An 18,089-nucleotide genomic window follows, 5' to 3' on the forward strand; every position below is an offset into this window, starting at 1 on the left:
ATGAGGGATCACCTTCTTTCATGCTTTTTCACGTTTTCAATTTCTTCATGATGTTTCAAGAAATAGATATAGATTCTTGTTTTAATTTTCTGAATTCGTTCAATCGTGGCATGAAGCAGCTACTTGAATAATAAATATGATAGAAAGCAGTTAAAGGAGGCAGCGACATGAATTTTGAATTAACAAAAGAACAACAAATGATACGCGATATGGTCAAAGAATTTGCAAAAGCAGAAATTGCGCCGCAGGCTCAAACCGTCGATGAACTGGCTGAATTTCCTGCAGAAACATTTCAGAAAATGGGGGAGCTTGGCTTGATGGGAATCCCCTTCCCAGAGAAATATGGAGGCTCAGGAGGAGATACGATATCGTATGTACTGGCTGTAGAAGCAATCGGCAAGCATTGTGCAAGTACAGGTCTTAGCTATGCCGCAGCTGTCTCATTAGGCGCAAGCCCGCTTTATTATTTCGGAACAGAACAGCAAAAGATGGATCACCTCGTCCCGCTTGCCTCTGGAAAAGCGCTCGGTTCCTTTGGATTAACTGAACCAAGTGCCGGGTCAGATGCAAAAGGGACCAAAACAAAAGCGATAAAAGACGGACAAGAATATGTCATTAGCGGGGAGAAGTGTTGGATTACAAATGCTAACTTTGCCAGAACCATTATCGTCACCGCTGTAACAGACCATGATGACAAAGGAAACCCCATTATCTCCGCCTTTATTGTTGAGAAAGGTCAAAAAGGACTGTCTATAACAAGTCCTTATAACAAAATGGGGGTGCGTGGTTCAGATACTGCCGAGATTATATTAGATCAAGTTCGTGTCCCAGAGCAGCATATATTAGGTGACCCATCCAAAGGATTCAAGCAGTTTTTATATACATTAGACGGCGGAAGAATTTCCATTGCAGCATTATCTGTTGGTATTGCACAAGCTGCATTAGATGCCTCACTTTCCTATGCAAAAGAAAGAAAACAATTTGGCCAAACCATCTCATCTTTTCAAGCCATTCAGTTTAAGCTGGCAGATATGGCGATGCAAATAGAGCTGGCAAGACAAATGGTATGGAAGGCAGCCTGGCTGAAAGATAGCGGAAAGCCGTTTACGAAAGAAGCAGCTTATGCGAAGCTTTTTGCCTCTGAAATGGCAACAAAAGCAAGTCTTGAAGCTGTCCAAATTCACGGGGGTACAGGCTACATGAAAGAATGTGGTGTGGAACGACTCGTTAGAGATGCCAAGCTGATGGAAATCGGAGAAGGTACATCTGAAATTCAACGACTGGTCATTGCTAGACAACTATTAGCCTAAAATTCAAATGAAAACGCTTTCTTAAAGTGAAGGAGGGATGAAAAGGTGGCGATTCACCCACAAACGATTGGCTCACTATTAAAAGAGAAAAAAGAGCTACATCCATCACATGAAGCCATTGTTTATCCAGACCGTTCTTTACGTTATTCATATGAAGCGTTTTATACACATGTGAAGGAAACGGGAAAAGGATTGATGGCACTAGGGATTCAAAAAGGCGATCATATAGCCATCATGGCGCCAAACGTACCTGAATGGCTCATTTTACAATTTGCTTGCGCTTCCATTGGAGCTGTTCTTGTGACAGTGAATACGAATTTCCAGTCACAGGAACTCGCTTATTTACTCAAACACTCTGATAGTAAAATGCTGTTTATAGTAGACGGATATAAAGAAACATCCTATGTTAAGATGCTTCAAGAACTTTTGCCAGAACTCCAAACGGCACAAAATGGAGAACTGACATCTGTACAGTTCCCTTTTTTAAAAAACTGCGTGTATATCGGGAAACACGTACCAAACGGTATGCTTGGCTGGGACAGTATTCAGATTGCAGCCAAAAGAAGCGATGATCAGGCATGGCATAAACGAATGAATCAGCTTATGCCAGATGACGTCATCAACATGCAATATACATCAGGCACAACCGGCTACCCAAAAGGGGTGATGCTAAGTCATACAAATATTGTCTGTAATGCAATCCAAATTGCAGACTGTATGAAGTTAACCGAGGAAGATCGTATGTGCATTCCGGTCCCTTTCTTTCATTGCTTTGGCTCCGTTCTTGGCGTTCTTGCCTGTATATCCAAAGGAGCAACAATCATCCCGCTCGAGTCATTCCATCCTGAGCGTGTGTTACAAACCGTTGAAAAAGAGAAGTGCACAGTTCTTCATGGTGTACCAACGATGTTCATTGCAGAGCTTGATCATCCAAACTTTCACCAGTATGATCTGTCTACATTACGAACAGGTATCATGGCTGGATCGAACTGCCCTCCCCATGTGATGAAGGCAGTCATTGAAAAAATGGGTCTACGAGAGATGACAACTGCATATGGTCAAACCGAAAGCTCACCTGTCATTACACAAACGAGAACGGACGATTCGTTTGAACGACGGGTTCAGACTGTCGGGCGGGCCCTCCCCCATATTGAAGTGAAAATTGTAACGCCTGGCACATTAAACGAAGTGAAAAGAGGAGAACAAGGGGAGCTGTGCACAAGAGGCTATCATGTGATGAAAGGCTACTATAAAAATGAAGAAGCAACAAATGAAGTCATTGATGAAGACGGTTGGCTTCATACAGGAGATCTAGCGAAAATGGATCATGACGGATATGTAACGATTACAGGGCGATTAAAAGATATGATCATCAGAGGCGGTGAGAACATTTATCCAAAGGAGATTGAGGACGTTCTTTACACTCACCCAGCGATTCTCGATGCACAAGTCGTTGGTATTCCTTGCGAGACATACGGGGAAGAAACAGCGGCGTTTATCCGGCTAAAAACAAACTGCACAGTCACAATTGACCATTTAACCAGCTATTGTAAGAAAAAAATGGCTCGTTACAAAATACCGAAGTATTTCTTCATTACGGAAGATTACCCAATGACAGCTTCAGGGAAAATTCAAAAGTTTCGGCTGAAAGAACAGGCACTTGATTTGATAAAGGAGTGAAGAAAGCGATGTTTCAACACGTACTCATAGCCAATCGAGGCGAAATTGCTCTTAGAATTATCCGAACATGCAAACGACTCGGCATTACAACCGTTGCCGTCTATTCAGATGCAGACAAGAACGCACTTCATGTGAAAGCAGCGGATGAAGCGTATCATATCGGGGGTGCGAAAGTTTCAGAAAGCTATTTAAATATGAATGCCATCATAGAAGTAGCGAAAAAAACAAAAGCGGATGCCATCCATCCTGGATATGGTCTTTTATCAGAGAACCCAACCTTTGCTGACCTATGCCGCAAAGAAGGGATTACCTTCATCGGACCATCTGCACAAGTCATTGCCCAAATGGGAAATAAAATTGAGGCCAGAAAAACAATGGAAAAGGCGGGCATTCCGATTGTGCCAGGCATATCAGCCGCACTGCATGATGCTGATGAAGGAGTAAAACAAGCACAGACACTTGGTTATCCTGTCATGCTGAAAGCATCCAGCGGAGGTGGGGGGATTGGCATGCAGCTCGTTCGGAATGATGATGAGCTTTACCGGGCATTTGAAGGAAACCAAAAGAGAGCGCAAAGCTTTTTCAATGACGGCACATTATATATGGAAAAAGTAATTGAGCATGCACGGCATGTTGAAATTCAAGTCCTCTTTGATTCCTTTGGCCATGGGGTTCATCTATTTGAACGAGACTGTTCACTTCAGCGAAGACATCAGAAAATCATCGAAGAGGCACCAGCCTCCTGTCTTGATGAAACCGTCAGACAGCAAATGGGTCAGATGGCCTTGCAGGCAGCAAAAGCAATTGGCTATGAAAATGCTGGAACCATTGAATGTTTAGTAGATGAACAGCAACAATTTTACTTCTTAGAAATGAATACGAGATTGCAAGTCGAACACCCTGTCACTGAAGAAATTACAGGTATTGATCTTGTAGAGCAGCAGCTTAGAATGGCTGCATCAGAGCCGCTTTCTTTCACACAGGAAGACATTCATAAAGACGGGCATGCAATAGAAGTCAGAATATACGCTGAAGACCCAGTCACATTTTTCCCATCACCTGGTACGATCACTCAACTTTCTGCACCTTTAGCCACCTATATACGTCATGAGTCAAGCGTAACAACCGGCAGTGTCATTACCCCATTTTACGATCCGATGATCGCAAAGATGATTGTCTACGGCGACACGCGAGAACTCACAATAAAACGATTAAAACAGGCTTTGCAAGCATACGAAATAGAAGGGATCAAAACCAATTTACCACTTTTAAGAGAAATAGCCGGTTCTTCTGCCTTTTTAAAAGGCGGGATCACGACAGATTTTTTGACAAGAGAAAGGGAGGAAAAACGTTCATGAAAACCGTCACGATTCAAATGGCCGGAAACTTATGGAAGCTTCTTGTCAAACAAGGAGACAAAGTGCAAAAAGGACAAGAGGTCGCCATCTTAGAATCTATGAAAATGGAAATCCCTATTCTTGCAGAAAATGCAGGCATAATTACGAAAGTGTATAAAAAGGAGGGTGAATTTGTCGATGAGGGCGAGGTGCTTCTTCAATTAACAGAATAGGAGGGAAGACAAAATCATGTTACCAACAAAAGTGCATATCCGAGAGGTAGGCCCAAGAGATGGTCTGCAAAACGAACCGATTTGGCTTAAAACAAAAGAGAAACAAACCTGGATCAACATGCTCACAGCAGCTCATCTTCCTTATATTGAAGTCACATCATTTGTTCATCCTGATTGGGTTCCTGCCTTAAGGGATGCGAAAGAATTGGCTGCATCTCTGAACAAAAAGAACGATATCACCTATGCAGCACTCATTCCTAACGAAATAGGCTTAACACATTTTTTCGAAGCAAACCTTGATGAAGGAGCTATGTTTATCTCATCGAGCGAAACACACAACAAAAAAAATATGAATCAATCCATTCATGAAACGCTTTCCGTAATCAAACAAATGACAGCTGAGCTAAAAGCAGAAGGGCTAAAAACTCGTGCCTATATTTCCACTGTATTTGGCTGCCCTTACGAAAAACAAGTATCAATGGATGAGGTACTGCGTTTAACCGATAGGCTGCTTTCCTATGACATCGATGAAATCTCACTTGGAGACACAATTGGTGAAGCCCATCCGCTCCAAGTAGAAAGGCGATTAGACATTTTGCTTGAACGTTTCCCCGCTGACAAGATTGCCCTTCATTTTCATGATACGAAGGGAATGGGGCTTGCCAATGTGTATACAGCATTAAAAGTCGGGATCACCAAATTCGATTCATCTACTGGAGGGCTTGGCGGCTGCCCTTATGCTCCTGGATCTAGCGGGAATGTTGCAACAGAAGACGTTGTTCATATGCTGAAAAAAATGGGGATTGAAACAAATATCGACTTTCCAGCATTGATCAAGGCGGCAGAATGGATTGAAATGAAGGTGGACCGCACGTTGCCTAGTCATTGCTTACGTGCTTTTCACTCTCACACTACTTCATAAAGGATGAATGACATGGAACAAAACGTTCAATTTTCTAGGCAAGATGAGCAGATTGGCATTATGACCTTAAACAGGCCAGAAAAAGCCAATTCCTTATCAGTAGCGATGCTTCAAGAGATCAATGGCATCATTCAAGAAGTCAAACACAATCAAAAAATTCGCTGCCTCTTGATCACAGGTGCTGGTGCAAAAGTCTTTTGTGCAGGGGCAGATTTAAAAGAACGGCGAAAGATGTCAGAAGAAGAAGCCAAACAAGCAGTCCTCACCATCCAGCAAACTTTTACAGCAATAGAATCCTTGCCCATACCTGTGATTGCCGTAATCAATGGACACGCACTTGGCGGAGGTCTTGAGCTTGCCTTGGCTTGTGATCTTCGCATAGCAAGAGCCGAAGCAAGACTCGGTCTGCCAGAAACAGGACTAGCCATCATTCCAGGTGCTGGCGGAACACAGCGACTTCCGCGCCTGATTGGGATCGGCAAGGCAAAGGAGCTCATTTTCACAGGCGCCTCATTACGAGCTGAAGAGGCCATTCAGATCGGTTTGATCGAACACATATCCTCAAAAGATACACTTTTCCAAGATTCTTTAACGCTTGCAAGACAAATCACTAACAATGGGCCTATCGCATTAAAAGAGGCAAAACGAGCCATTCAATCTGGGCTCGATCACGATATACACACAGGTCTTGCGAAAGAATACGAAGCTTATTTGCGCCTGCTTCATACACAAGACCGAATCGAGGGTCTTCGAGCTTTTCAAGAAAAACGAATGCCTCATTATACAGGCAAATAGCATGAAAGGGGAGTTGACATGATGGAGGAGCACGAGTTACGAAAACAGCGCATTTTAAAAGGGGGTGCTGAACAATATCACGAGAAAAACAAAGAAAAAGGAAAATTATTTGTCCGTGATCGTCTCAGTCTGTTACTAGATGAAGAATCCTTCATTGAAGATGCATTATTTGCAGAGTGCGAAGATGAAAGTCTACCAGCAGATGGTGTTGTGACAGGCACAGGACGCATAAATGGGCAAACTGTTTGTATCATGGCGAATGATTCTACCGTAAAAGCAGGCTCGTGGGGCGTCAAAACGGTAGAGAAAATCATTAGAATTCAAGAAACAGCGGAAAAGCTCAACTGCCCGATGCTTTATTTAGTCGATTCAGCTGGTGCAAGAATTACTGATCAAGTGGCTATGTTCCCAGGAAGAAGGGGAGCTGGCCGCATATTTTATAACCAAGTCAAGCTGTCTGGGCGAATTCCTCAAATCTGTTTACTATTCGGTCCATCAGCGGCCGGTGGCGCTTACATCCCTGCTTTCTGTGACATCGTCGTGATGGTAGAGGGGAATGCCTCCATGTATTTAGGCTCTCCTCGCATGGCGGAGATGGTCATCGGAGAAAAAGTGTCACTAGAGGAAATGGGCGGCGCTAGAATGCATTGCAGCATCTCGGGGTGCGGGGATTTATTAGCCAAAACAGAGGAAGAGGCTATTCAAATGGCTCGGGACTATTTAGCCTATATGCCCGCCAACTATACTGAAAGATCAAAAGTGAAAGCGGCTATCCCCCCAAAACCATCTGAGCTCTCTATCCAAGACCTTATTCCTAAGGGTCAGAACACCCCTTTCGATATGTATGAGCTCATTGATTTACTTATTGATGAAGGTTCTTTTTTTGAAATCAAGAAGCTGTTTGCCTCGGAGATCATCACCGGCTTTAGTCGCTTCAATGGGCAGCCTGTGGGTATTATTGCCAATCAGCCAAGAGTGAAAGGCGGTGTGTTATTTCATGACTCTGCTGATAAAGCCGCCAAGTTTATTCAACTTTGTGACGCCTTTCATATTCCGCTCTTGTTTCTTGCTGACATTCCGGGTTTTATGATTGGAACAAAAGTTGAGCAAGCAGGCATTATTCGTCATGGAGCGAAAATGATTTCCGCTATGTCAGAGGCAACCGTTCCAAAAATTTCCGTCATTATTCGTAAAGCATACGGTGCAGGTTTATATGCGATGGCCGGACCTGCTTTTGAACCTGATTGCTGCTTGGCACTTCCATCTGCACAAATCGCTGTCATGGGTCCAGAAGCAGCGGTTAATGCTGTCTATGCTAATAAAATAGCAGCACTCCCTGAAGAGGAGAGAGCCTCATTTATTCAATCCAAACGGAAGGAATACCAAGAAGACATGAATATATACAAACTTGCATCTGAGATGATTGTCGATGGTGTCATCCCGTTTGACCAATTAAGGCATGAACTTTGCAGTAGATTACGCGCATATACATCAAAAGACATGACATTTACGAGAAGAAAACATCCGGTATATCCGGTATAAAGGGGGAGTCAAAATGATGAACCTTAGACCGTCTTGGGTACCGGAAGAGAAGATGATGAAAGAAACACGTCTTTATCAGTGGATGCATTCTCTTGGATTTTCCTCTTATGATGAGTTTTATCAAGCCAGTATCAAGCAGACAGATTGGTTTTGGAAGGAAGCAGAAAAGGCAGTTGGCATACAGTGGGCTACGCCGTATGAAGCAGCACTTGGAGATCATCAATTCATGTGGCCAAAGTGGTATAAAGGCGGTAAATTAAACATCGTAGAAACTGCCGTGGACAAATGGGCAAGTGAAGAAGATACAAAGAATCAACCAGCCATTATTTGGGGAAATGAAGCTGGTGAAGAAAGTACATGGTCATTTAACCAACTACAAGAAAAGGTTAATCGTCTGGCGGCTGGTTTTATAAAGGAGGGGCTTCAAAAAGGGGACGTCGCCATCATCTATATGCCCATGCTTCCTGAGACAGTTGCGGTCATGCTTGCCTTTGCAAAAATTGGGGTCATTTTTAGTCCAGTATTCTCCGGCTATGGAAGTGAGCCACTTGCCGTGCGCATTCGAGCTTCTGGTGCAACAATTGTTGTCACAGGGCATGAGATGACAAGACGAGGTAAGACCATTAATATGAGAGAATGTGTGGCTGATGCCATCCAAAAAACACACACTGTTGAGAAAGTCATTGTCCATTCTTCTTCTGATACTGGCTATACACATGATATTATTTTAAACAATTTGTTAAAAGAACAACCAGTAACTGAAACGGTCTATGTTACAAATGAAGAACCGCTGATGATTTTATACACCTCTGGTACAACAGGCACTCCAAAAGGGGCAGTGCATACACATGCAGGCTTTCCAGTGAAAGCCGCCTTTGATGCAGGTCTATGTATGAATATCAAAAAAGGAGATCGCCTATGTTGGCTTACGGATATGGGCTGGATGATGGGGCCATTTCTTGTGTTTGGCGGACTTGTCAATGGATCGACGATTGTCCTATATGATGGGGCGCCCGATTATCCACATGAACAACATATTTGGTCATTTATCAACCAACATCAAGTGACCCATTTTGGACTCTCTCCTACATTTGTACGTTCTGCCATGCAACATAAAACCGCCAACATTCAACTGCCACATGTCAAAGCCATCATTTCAACCGGTGAACCTTGGAATGAAGCTCCTTGGCAATGGCTCTTTGAAACAATAGGAAAGAAAAACATCCCGATTTTAAATTACTCAGGCGGGACGGAAGTATCTGGCGGGATCCTAGGGAGCACATTACTGCGTCCAATCAAACCGATTCTTTTTAACGCGGCGATCTTAGGAATGGCTGCTGATGTGTATGATGATGCAGGAAACTCTGTCATAAATGAAGTAGGAGAGCTTGTGGTGAAAAAACCATGGGTCGGAATGACATGTGGTTTCTGGAACGAGCCAGAGCGTTATGAAGAAACGTATTTCAAACGGTTTGATGGGGTTTGGACGCACGGTGATTGGGTGATGCAAAGTGAGAGCGGAGAATTCCATCTCACAGGCAGATCTGATGATGTCATTAACACGGCGGGGAAACGGGTGGGTCCAGCTGAGATTGAATCAATTCTTGTCGGTCATCGAGCCGTCCAAGAGGCTGCTGTCATCGGAGTAAAGGATGATGTGAAAGGAGAAGCACTCGTTTGTTTTGTTGTGATCAGCAAACAATGTCTTGATAAAGCTATATTCGTTCAAGAACTCTCGAAGCATGTTGGAATGCACGCCGGAAAAGCGCTAACACCAAAGGAAATTCATATTATTTCAGCTTTACCGAAAACAAGAAATGGAAAAATCGTCAGGCGTTTATTAAAAGATGCATACGAGCATAAAGGGTCGCCAGATGTCTCTTCACTTGAAAACCCAGACGTGTACGAAGACATCGTCGATCAATTGAAAAAGAACATAACAGGATCAATCAAATAAAGACAGGAATTGCTCCTGTCTTTATGATCACAAATGAAAATTCGTTCCATCCGTTGTTTCTTTTACAATTCCTGCTCGAATGACAAAATCACCAAAATGTTCGTTTTCTTTTCGTTCTTTTGCATAGCGCGGCAGAAGAGAGCTAAGCTCTTTTAAAATTTCTTCCTCACCCACATTCTCGCGGTAGAGTTTACTTAATCGGCTACCATCAAATGCTCCCCCAAGGTACATATTGTACTTGCCAAGCGATTTGCCGATAAAACCAATCTCACCTAAAGCATGCCGGGCACATCCGTTTGGACAGCCAGTCATTCGTATCGTGATTTCTTTATCACTTAAACCGTTTTCTTCAACGATCTCTTCAATTCGATCAATGAGCCGAGGGAGGTATCGCTCTGCTTCGGCCATCGCTAAACCGCAGGTTGGAAGTGCAACACATGCCATGGAGCTTCGGCGCAAAGCAGAATGCTTCTGACCATCTGACAAACCGTATTTTTTGATCAGTTGTTCAATTTGTTTCTTTTTATGGGACGTCACATTTCCAATGATTAGATTTTGATTCGCTGTTAGACGGAAGTCACCTGTATGAACTTTGGCAATTTCACGAATGCCTGTCATGAGTGGATAATCATCAAAGTCTGTGATCCGTCCACCTTCCACAAACATTGTATAATGCCATCTGCCATTGATTCCTTTTACCCAGCCATAGCGGTCACCATTATGATCGAAGTGATAATCTTTTGCGTCTAAAAGAGCATATCCAAGACGATGTTCAAGCTCTTCTTTCACATGTTGGAGACCGAGACGATCGACGGTGTATTTAAAACGAGCATTCTTCCGCACTGAACGGTTTCCATAGTCACGCTGGATCATTATCACATTTTTCGCTATATCCACAACCTGCTCAGGTATGCAAAAGCCGATGACTTTCGCAAGCTGTGGATAGGTCGTTGTGTCACCGTGCGTCATGCCCATGCCGCCGCCAATCGCTACATTAAAGCCGACCAATTGATCATTTTCTAAAATGGCAATGAAACCCAGATCTTGCGAGAAGACATCAATGTCATTGGCAGGAGGGACCGCAACACCAATCTTGAATTTCCTCGGTAAATAGAGCGGTCCATACATTGGTTCGACTTCTGTATCTGGTGTTGCAGCTACTTTTTCTTCATCGAGCCAAATCTCGTGATACGCTCTTGTCTTTGGAAGCAAATCATCACTCAGCTTTTTTGAAAGCTCATACACTTCCTGGTGCACCTCTGATTGATAAGGATTGGATGTACACATGACATTCCGGTTCACATCCCCGCAAGCAGCAATTGTATCAAGCATCGTGGAATGAATCTCTTGAATTGTTTTTTTCATATTCCACTTTAAAATACCATGAAGCTGAAAGGTTTCACGAGTTGTCAATTTTAGTGTGCCATTGCCGTATTTCTGAGCAAGTTCATCCATTACTAGCCACTGCTTCGGTGAGGCAATTCCGCCTGGCAATCGAACGCGCAGCATAAACTGGTAAGCTGGCTCAAGTTTTTGTTTTTGACGTTCGTTGCGCAGGTCACGATCATCCTGCAAGTAGCTGCCATGATGCTTCATAAGCCGATTATCATCATCAGGAATCCCCGCTGAAATCGGGTCGAGCATCACTTCTTTTAACGTTCCTCGTAAATAGTTACTTTTTGCTTTAATTTCTTCTACATCGCTCGGAGGTCCATCCGGCGCTGTTAATGCGGTCTTGACCATGTGGTAAAAACTCCTTTCTTTCAAGCATTCAATCAATATACGTCACGCTGGTAGCGTTTTTGTTGCTGTAAGTTGGCAAGATAACTCTCTGCCTTCTCTTTACTCATGCCACCTTCTTCTTCAATGATCGAAAGAAGGGTATTGTGTACATCATGGGCCATATGCTTTTCATCGCCGCAAATATAGACGTATGCACCTTGCTTGAGCCATTCAAATAATTCTTTGCTGTTTTTCATCATCTGATGCTGGACATATACCTTTTCCTCAGTATCTCTTGAGAAAGCCACGTCCATTTTTGTTAAAACACCATCTTTTAACCATTTTTGCCATTCTGTTTGGTATAAGAAGTCTGTCACAAAGTGCTGATCACCGAAAAACAGCCATGATTTTCCGCTCGCACCGATTTCCTCGCGTTCTTGCATAAACGAACGGAAGGGGGCAATGCCAGTACCTGGTCCAACCATAATGATTGGCGCATCAGGATCTTGAGGCAGTTTAAAGTTTTGATTAGGCTGAATAAAAACAGGCAATTTATCACCTGGTTTAAGACGTTCTGCACATAAAATCGAGCAGACACCATGACGTTTTCTCCCATGTGCTTCATATCTGACAGCACCTATTGTCAAATGAACCTCTTCATCATGTGCTTTTAGACTGCTCGCAATGGAGTAAAGACGTGCAGGTATTTTTCTTAAAATAGAAGTAAACGTTGAAGCAGATACATCAAATGGGCCGAAATCACGAGCCACATCTAACAAGTCTCTGCCTGCGACGTATTCTTTTAACTTTTTTTCGTTTCCTTCTTCTACTAGCGCATGAAAGTCTTCATTATTCGTAAATTGTGCCATCTTTTGAAGAAGAGGTTTTGTTAACACTGTAATGTCAAAATGGGAGGTGAGGGCTTCTTTTAAGGGAAGTGTATCTCCATTCTTATGAATGGTGACAGTTTCCTGTTCATCCCATTTGCACGTGTTAATCAGTTCATTTACAAGCTCAGGATCATTTGTCGGATAGATTCCAAGGCTGTCGCCAGGCTCATATACAAGCCCTGATCCTTCAAGAGAAAGTTCCAAATGACGTGTTTCTTTATGAGAACCACGTCCATTTAGATTTATATTTTCAAGCACTTCCGCATAAAAAGGGTTCGTTCTCGAGTATTCAGAGACATTTTCACTTACTTTGACAGCGGGTCCTTGCGGAGATGCCGCTGTTTCGCCTTCACTAAGAGAAAGGGTCACACCTTGAAGCCATTCTGAAAACGGCTCATCGTAATCAAGGTCACAGTCTACTCGATCAAAAAGGCGTTTTCCGCCAAGTTCTTTTAAGCGCTCGTCAAATTCCTTGCCCGTTTGGCAGAAGAATTCGTATGAGCTATCCCCTAACGCAAGTACAGAATAGCGCAAATGGTCAAGCTTTGGCGCACGTCTGCCATGTACATATTCGTGGAATGAGATAGCATTATCTGGCGGATCTCCCTCACCATGTGTACTGACAATGATGAGTAAATTGTTTATTTTTTTCAGACTATTTGGTTTAAAATCTGTCATAGAAGAGAGCGTCACTTGAAAACCTTTCTCTTCAAGGCTTTTCGCTGTCTTTTTCGCTAAACCTTCAGAATTACCTGTTTGGGAGCCATAAAGCACTGTCACATCTTTTATGATAGGCTGGGTAACAGATGCAGAAGAAGGCACTTGAGCGGCATCTTCTCGTTTGGTGAGAGCTGCCTGTGCTGATAAATAGCCGGTTAGCCAAATTTTTTGCTGATCTGTTAATGTCGGAAGTAGCTGATTGAGTAACTCTGCCTGCTGCTGACTAAACGGACTGTTCAATACATGAAGTTGCAACGATATCCACCTCACAAGGAATATAAACATAGATTAATTCGATAGGAATTATATATAAAGATTCAATTTGAACTTTACCGAAAGTTTGCCATTAAGTAAAATATATAATATTGATTGTCATGATTAAGATTTCTAATACCTTTACAGTTTCATTGGAGACTTCAACGAAATATTTCTTCCTGTGCAGTGACCATATCGTTTTTCACATGGGCTTAATTGCCTCACTCCTCATGGGAATTTTGTTAGAAGGAACCTCTATGTTCCAATTACGACACTGGGTGAAAGGAGCCATCAGGGGAGGGGATGTGACCTTCCTTGGCCAAAGCATTCATCACCTTGGTCCAACTTACGGTATATCCATTGTATTGAAGCTCACAGCTAGGGTGTGCACTTCTGTTTGAATCGCTTGGGGGGCACGGTTTAGCAAAAGTGGACTTTTCACTAACAAAACTGTTTGGCGTTTTTGTCATTGTGGCAGGTATATTGCGTTTTAAGCTAATCCCAATTGAACAAACATGACAAAAAAGGGCTACACCAGCAGTAGGAGCCCTTTTTCAGATCAGTCTTCGCCAAAGTACTGTTATCGTAGATAAGCCATTTAACAGGAGCCTTTTGATCAAAAGCTTCTTTTTCTGTCCATGTCCATCAGCATCAGCTTTTAATTCCATACCGTCCTTTGCAACGAGATCACTATAGGCCATTTTTTGTTCGATAGCTTGTGTGAGTGATAAGGCAAAAGGAGCACTATCAATGACTAAAATCGATTCCGTATTTAAAAAGCTTGACCTTGCATCTAAATTATACGTCCCAATCATGCTTAAATCATCATCAATCACCATCGATTTCGCATGAATGGAATACGGACCTTCATATTCATATATATGGACACCAGTTTTCATCAATTCTTTTTTTGTACTCAAGTATCCTGCAAATGCTAAAGGATTAGGGGTAGCAGCGAGAGAATTCGTCACAATCGTGGTTTGTATTTCTTGAGATAAGAAAGTGAGTCCATCCTTCATAGGACGTGTCGGTATCACATAGGGGGTCTGAATAAGGACAGAACGCTTCGCTCGGTGAGCCAAATCATTTAATTTCTTTAACACGAGAGGACGCTTATTAAACCGCTCAACAGGATTTGTAAAAAAAGAAATCTGTTTTACAGAAATGGCATCCTTGCCCCAATCAAAGGCAGACATCACAAAAGGTTCCTCTGTACGAATCGCTTCTTGATATGACCTGATCAGTTGATTCCTCAGTTTTTTCGCTTTTTGCGTTGAAAAAACATCTTTTGTCCTTTTTGTAAACGCATGATTCCATAGATAAACAAAATATTGCTCCATTTCATCTAATACGTTTCCCTTTTTTGAATTATAGAGCAGCACATCACGATCATAAACGAAGTCTTTTGACGGCTGATCGGCAAAATATTTATCTCCGATATTTCTGCCGCCCATCACAGCCACACGCCCATCTGTCAAAAGAAGCTTATCATGTAGACGATTATGCCATGTCCACGGCTTTAGCAAACGTAAGGGCTCGTAAAACCGAATCGCCATATTCGGATGATGAGCCACTGTATAAGGCAAATGCTTCAGCGGTCCTCGAAGACTGTGACATATGCCGTCTAATAATAACTGTACCTTCACACCTCGATCAGCTGCCTCTATTAAAGCACCGAGTAACCATTCTGCCGTTTTTCCCTTTTGAATGGAATAATAACTAAGACGAATCATCTTTTTAGCCTCACGAATCATTTGTATTCTCACTTGACCAGATTCAAACCCATCATCAAGCAGCATGACTTGATTGATGCCTTGGTCGTCTCCAGAAATAGAAGAAGCCTTATAGGTGCAATGTTTTTTGCATTTTTTTGGAATCGGCAAGTAAAAGAGAACAAATGCTGTGATGAATACATACATCACATAAAACAGAATAAGAAAAAATAAGATGTGAAGCATTCCTATCAGCTCCCTTCAAGCAGCACTCATTTTGCTTATCTTATGTTAATAACAAAAATTTCACTCATCGTGTTATATCAATGCAAACAAAAAAGCAGAGGCAAATCGCTCTGCTTTTCAAGCTTATTCGTTTTCGTTCATTTCATGTGACGTACGTAAACGTGCATCACCCATAAATAAGACCATCATGGCAGTAAGTGCGATCAGCTGACCTATTAAATGAGGTAGGCCATTTAACAGCAGGTGAATTAAGTGAAAAAAACTTAGCTCAAGTGCTGGTAACCGTCCTCATTGATCGACATAAAAAGGCTGACTTTGTCAAAAGAGAGAAAGATCCAGAGGACAGACGAAGGGTGATCATTGTTCCCCTTACTGCCGGCAAACCACAGGTGAAAAAACTCTTTCAATCATGATCTGCTTCAACGAAACTGCTGACAAAAGAGTATGACCAAGAAGAATTAGATTTGATCATACAAATTATTTCTCAAACTGATGATATGATGGATCAGGAGCTCCGACTGCTCAAATCCAAAACGTAAAGAAGCACACTGATATAGATGTGCTTCTTTATAATGCAAAAAAATCGCCATCCAATAGATGCACATCACTTGCTGAAGACATTTGGACTTCTTTACTTCATGTCTATTGATTAAACTTATAAACAAAGGGAAGAAGGGAGGGATTCAATCTGTATTTAACCAAAAGAGGTACAACATTATTGTCTATGCTTCTTCACACGACATCTTATCTATCAATGGAAGATTTACAGAATAGACTAGATGTCTCTTCCCGAACCATTTACAACGAAATCAAACGCATAAATAGCTGGCTCGAAACGAATCAGCAAAGCTGCATTCAGCGAAAAGAGCGGGGTGGCTATTATTTAAAGCCAGATGAAAAGGCGGCTATCCGTCAAAAGGCAGAGGCTTTTCTTATTGGTGATGATTATGAGCCATGTGTAAAAGAACGAAGGGCTATCATCCTCTTATCTATAGCATGCAGCCAGAAGCCCTTATGTATCGAGGATTTCATGTCCATAACGAAGGTCAGCCGCAATACGATTCTTGAAGATATTAAACAGCTAAAAGAAGAGCTCTCAAAGCAGCAGATCACGCTTTATTATAAGGCAGCTAACGGTTATTTTTTATCAGGAGCAGAAAGAACCATTCGATTGGCATTGAAGCCGTACATTCATCTGATTCGCACGATGCTTAAAGATGAAAAGCCTTTCACATCTATTTGGTTAAGCGGTCCCATTTCACACAACAGGCTAAAAATTCTACTCCAGCAATCAGAGCAGGAGCTCACGCTTGAATTTGCTGACGATATGCTAGATCAACTGTCTTTAGATCTCTTTTTCTATTTTAAACGAATCTATTTAGGACGTGCGGTACACATTTCGAATGAAGAAAAGCGTACATTGCAGGGAACAGATGAATGTTTGGCTGCTGTTCGCTTCATTGCAAAGGTCCAAAAGGAAAGTGACCTTAACGTTCAAGATGACGAAATCTATTTTCTAAGCACATTATTGCTCAGTGCAAAAAAACAAAAGCTTCCAAATAGTAAAAAACCTGAGGAGCATCTCATTCGCACCATTGCCAGACAAATGATTTTTGACTTTCAGCGTTATGCATGCATTTCCTTTCAAGAACGAGAAAGCCTTGAACAAAACTTGACGATGCATTTGATTCCGGCCTATTACCGGCTCATCTATAACATAAGTGTGATCAATGAATTAACGGAATCTATTAAAAAGGCACAGCCAGAAGTGTTTGACATCACCAAGAAAGTAGCTTGTCATTTAGAAATGGCCACCTGTTCACAAGTGAGTGAGCATGAAATCGCATATCTAGCGATGCATTTTGGCGGATGGATGAGAAGAGAAGGGATCTCTCCCATTAAGAAACGTTCCGTTTACATTGTATGCGGTGAAGGGATTGGCACAAGTCACATGCTGAAAACGCAACTGCTTGAATTAATCGGCTACATAGAAATTCGCAGCGTGTTATCAAAGCGGGCGTATGATGTATTGCCCTCAGTTGATGTCGACTTTATTGTGTCAACAACCCCCATTTCACCAAAAGGGAAACCCGTCCACGTGGTTCATCCCATTTTAACCGCATACGAGAAAAAAACATTGCTTCAATATTGTGAAGGCGGAGAAAGTCGGTTTGATGATCAAAGAATCGAAGAGCTCGTCAAAATAATTGAGCAGCATACCATTGTGCAAAATGAGAAAGCACTGCTTCAAGACATTAAGGAGCTGCTTTTTCCCCATTTTGCATCATATCAGAAAGGGTGGCAACCTGTGTTAAATGATTTATTAAAGGAAGAAACGATTCAGCTCCAACAATCAGCAGAAAACTGGCAAGAGGCTATCTCAAAGGCTGCACAGCCATTGATTGAACAAAAAGCTATTCAGCCAAGTTATGTTGAGGCCATGATCGATTCTGTTAATCAACATGGACCTTATATTGTGATTGCACCTAAAGTAGCGATTCCACACGCAAGACCCGAAGACGGTGTGAACAAGCTGAGCATGTCACTCATGTCATTAAAAAAGCCCATTCCTTTTTCTGAAAGTGGAAAAAAGCAGGTTAGTCTTGTGATTGTATTAGCAGCCATTGACAGCATGACCCATCTTAAAGCACTCAAACAGTTGACCATGCTGTTAAGTGAAGAAAAGCGCATCGAGCAATTAATTGAGACAGATGAGTTAACAACGATCAAAAAATTGATTGAACAATTCTCAAATTTGTAAAGGAGGA

14 protein-coding genes are annotated in these 18,089 nt (G+C 42.2%); 11 read left to right on the forward strand and 3 right to left on the reverse strand.

Going from position 1 to position 18,089, the window contains the following annotated elements; translation table 11 throughout:
• Window positions 1-167: 167 nt before the first annotated feature.
• The 8 genes from ABVJ71_RS03255 to ABVJ71_RS03290 are packed head-to-tail and all read left to right on the forward strand — an operon-like array spanning window position 168 to window position 9,776.
• On the forward strand, window positions 168-1,310 hold the full coding sequence (locus ABVJ71_RS03255) for an acyl-CoA dehydrogenase family protein (protein ID WP_353855584.1): 1,143 nt from the start codon (window positions 168-170) through the stop codon (window positions 1,308-1,310).
• Between the two features lie 45 nt (window positions 1,311-1,355).
• Complete coding sequence (locus ABVJ71_RS03260; RefSeq protein WP_353855585.1) at window positions 1,356-2,990, forward strand: AMP-binding protein; 1,635 nt, start codon at window positions 1,356-1,358, stop codon at window positions 2,988-2,990.
• A gap of 8 nt (window positions 2,991-2,998) precedes the next feature.
• A complete protein-coding gene (locus tag ABVJ71_RS03265; protein WP_353855586.1) occupies window positions 2,999-4,348 on the forward strand; it encodes an acetyl-CoA carboxylase biotin carboxylase subunit in 1,350 nt (449 codons plus the stop codon).
• Entirely contained in the window at window positions 4,345-4,560 is a 216-nt protein-coding gene (locus ABVJ71_RS03270) for an acetyl-CoA carboxylase biotin carboxyl carrier protein subunit (RefSeq protein WP_353855587.1), read from the forward strand. Before ABVJ71_RS03265 ends, ABVJ71_RS03270 begins: the two co-directional genes overlap by 4 nt.
• A gap of 13 nt (window positions 4,561-4,573) precedes the next feature.
• Window positions 4,574-5,482 (forward strand): hydroxymethylglutaryl-CoA lyase, encoded by a 909-nt coding sequence (locus ABVJ71_RS03275; RefSeq protein ID WP_353856539.1) that lies wholly within the window; start codon window positions 4,574-4,576, stop codon window positions 5,480-5,482.
• A 12-nt stretch (window positions 5,483-5,494) separates the two neighbouring features.
• Window positions 5,495-6,277, forward strand: coding sequence for an enoyl-CoA hydratase (locus tag ABVJ71_RS03280; protein ID WP_353855588.1), 783 nt, complete (start codon window positions 5,495-5,497; stop codon window positions 6,275-6,277).
• An 18-nt stretch (window positions 6,278-6,295) separates the two neighbouring features.
• Entirely contained in the window at window positions 6,296-7,819 is a 1,524-nt protein-coding gene (locus ABVJ71_RS03285) for an acyl-CoA carboxylase subunit beta (protein WP_353855589.1), read from the forward strand.
• A 13-nt stretch (window positions 7,820-7,832) separates the two neighbouring features.
• On the forward strand, window positions 7,833-9,776 hold the full coding sequence (locus ABVJ71_RS03290; protein WP_353855590.1) for an AMP-binding protein: 1,944 nt from the start codon (window positions 7,833-7,835) through the stop codon (window positions 9,774-9,776).
• A 27-nt stretch (window positions 9,777-9,803) separates the two neighbouring features.
• On the opposite strand, the gene cysI is transcribed toward ABVJ71_RS03290, so the two are convergent.
• Together cysI and ABVJ71_RS03300 are read right to left on the reverse strand one after the other, a co-directional pair.
• Entirely contained in the window at window positions 9,804-11,519 is a 1,716-nt protein-coding gene (gene cysI, locus ABVJ71_RS03295) for an assimilatory sulfite reductase (NADPH) hemoprotein subunit (protein ID WP_353855591.1), read from the reverse strand.
• Window positions 11,520-11,551: 32 nt separating this feature from the next.
• Window positions 11,552-13,363 carry an assimilatory sulfite reductase (NADPH) flavoprotein subunit gene (locus tag ABVJ71_RS03300; RefSeq protein ID WP_353855592.1) on the reverse strand — a complete coding sequence of 604 codons (1,812 nt, stop codon included), beginning with the start codon at window positions 13,361-13,363 and terminating at the stop codon, window positions 11,552-11,554.
• A gap of 230 nt (window positions 13,364-13,593) precedes the next feature.
• On the opposite strand from ABVJ71_RS03300, the gene ABVJ71_RS03305 reads away from it, so the two are divergent.
• Window positions 13,594-13,764: a hypothetical protein gene (locus ABVJ71_RS03305; protein WP_353855593.1), complete on the forward strand. Its 171-nt coding sequence runs from the start codon at window positions 13,594-13,596 to the stop codon at window positions 13,762-13,764.
• 153 nt (window positions 13,765-13,917) lie between these two features.
• Here ABVJ71_RS03305 and ABVJ71_RS03310 read toward each other — a convergent pair whose 3' ends face one another.
• Window positions 13,918-15,321, reverse strand: a complete 1,404-nt coding sequence (locus tag ABVJ71_RS03310; RefSeq protein ID WP_353855594.1) for a phospholipase D family protein — start codon at window positions 15,319-15,321, stop codon at window positions 13,918-13,920.
• 197 nt (window positions 15,322-15,518) lie between these two features.
• Here ABVJ71_RS03310 and ABVJ71_RS03315 point away from each other — a divergent pair, with 197 nt between their 5' ends.
• On the forward strand, window positions 15,519-15,734 hold the full coding sequence (locus ABVJ71_RS03315) for a hypothetical protein (RefSeq protein WP_353855595.1): 216 nt from the start codon (window positions 15,519-15,521) through the stop codon (window positions 15,732-15,734).
• Between the two features lie 341 nt (window positions 15,735-16,075).
• A complete protein-coding gene (locus ABVJ71_RS03320) occupies window positions 16,076-18,082 on the forward strand; it encodes a BglG family transcription antiterminator (RefSeq protein WP_353855596.1) in 2,007 nt (668 codons plus the stop codon).
• Window positions 18,083-18,089: the final 7 nt, after the last annotated feature.

This window comes from Bacillus sp. Bos-x628, assembly GCF_040500475.1.
Taxonomy (GTDB): Bacteria; Bacillota; Bacilli; order Bacillales; family Bacillaceae; genus Bacillus; species Bacillus maqinnsis.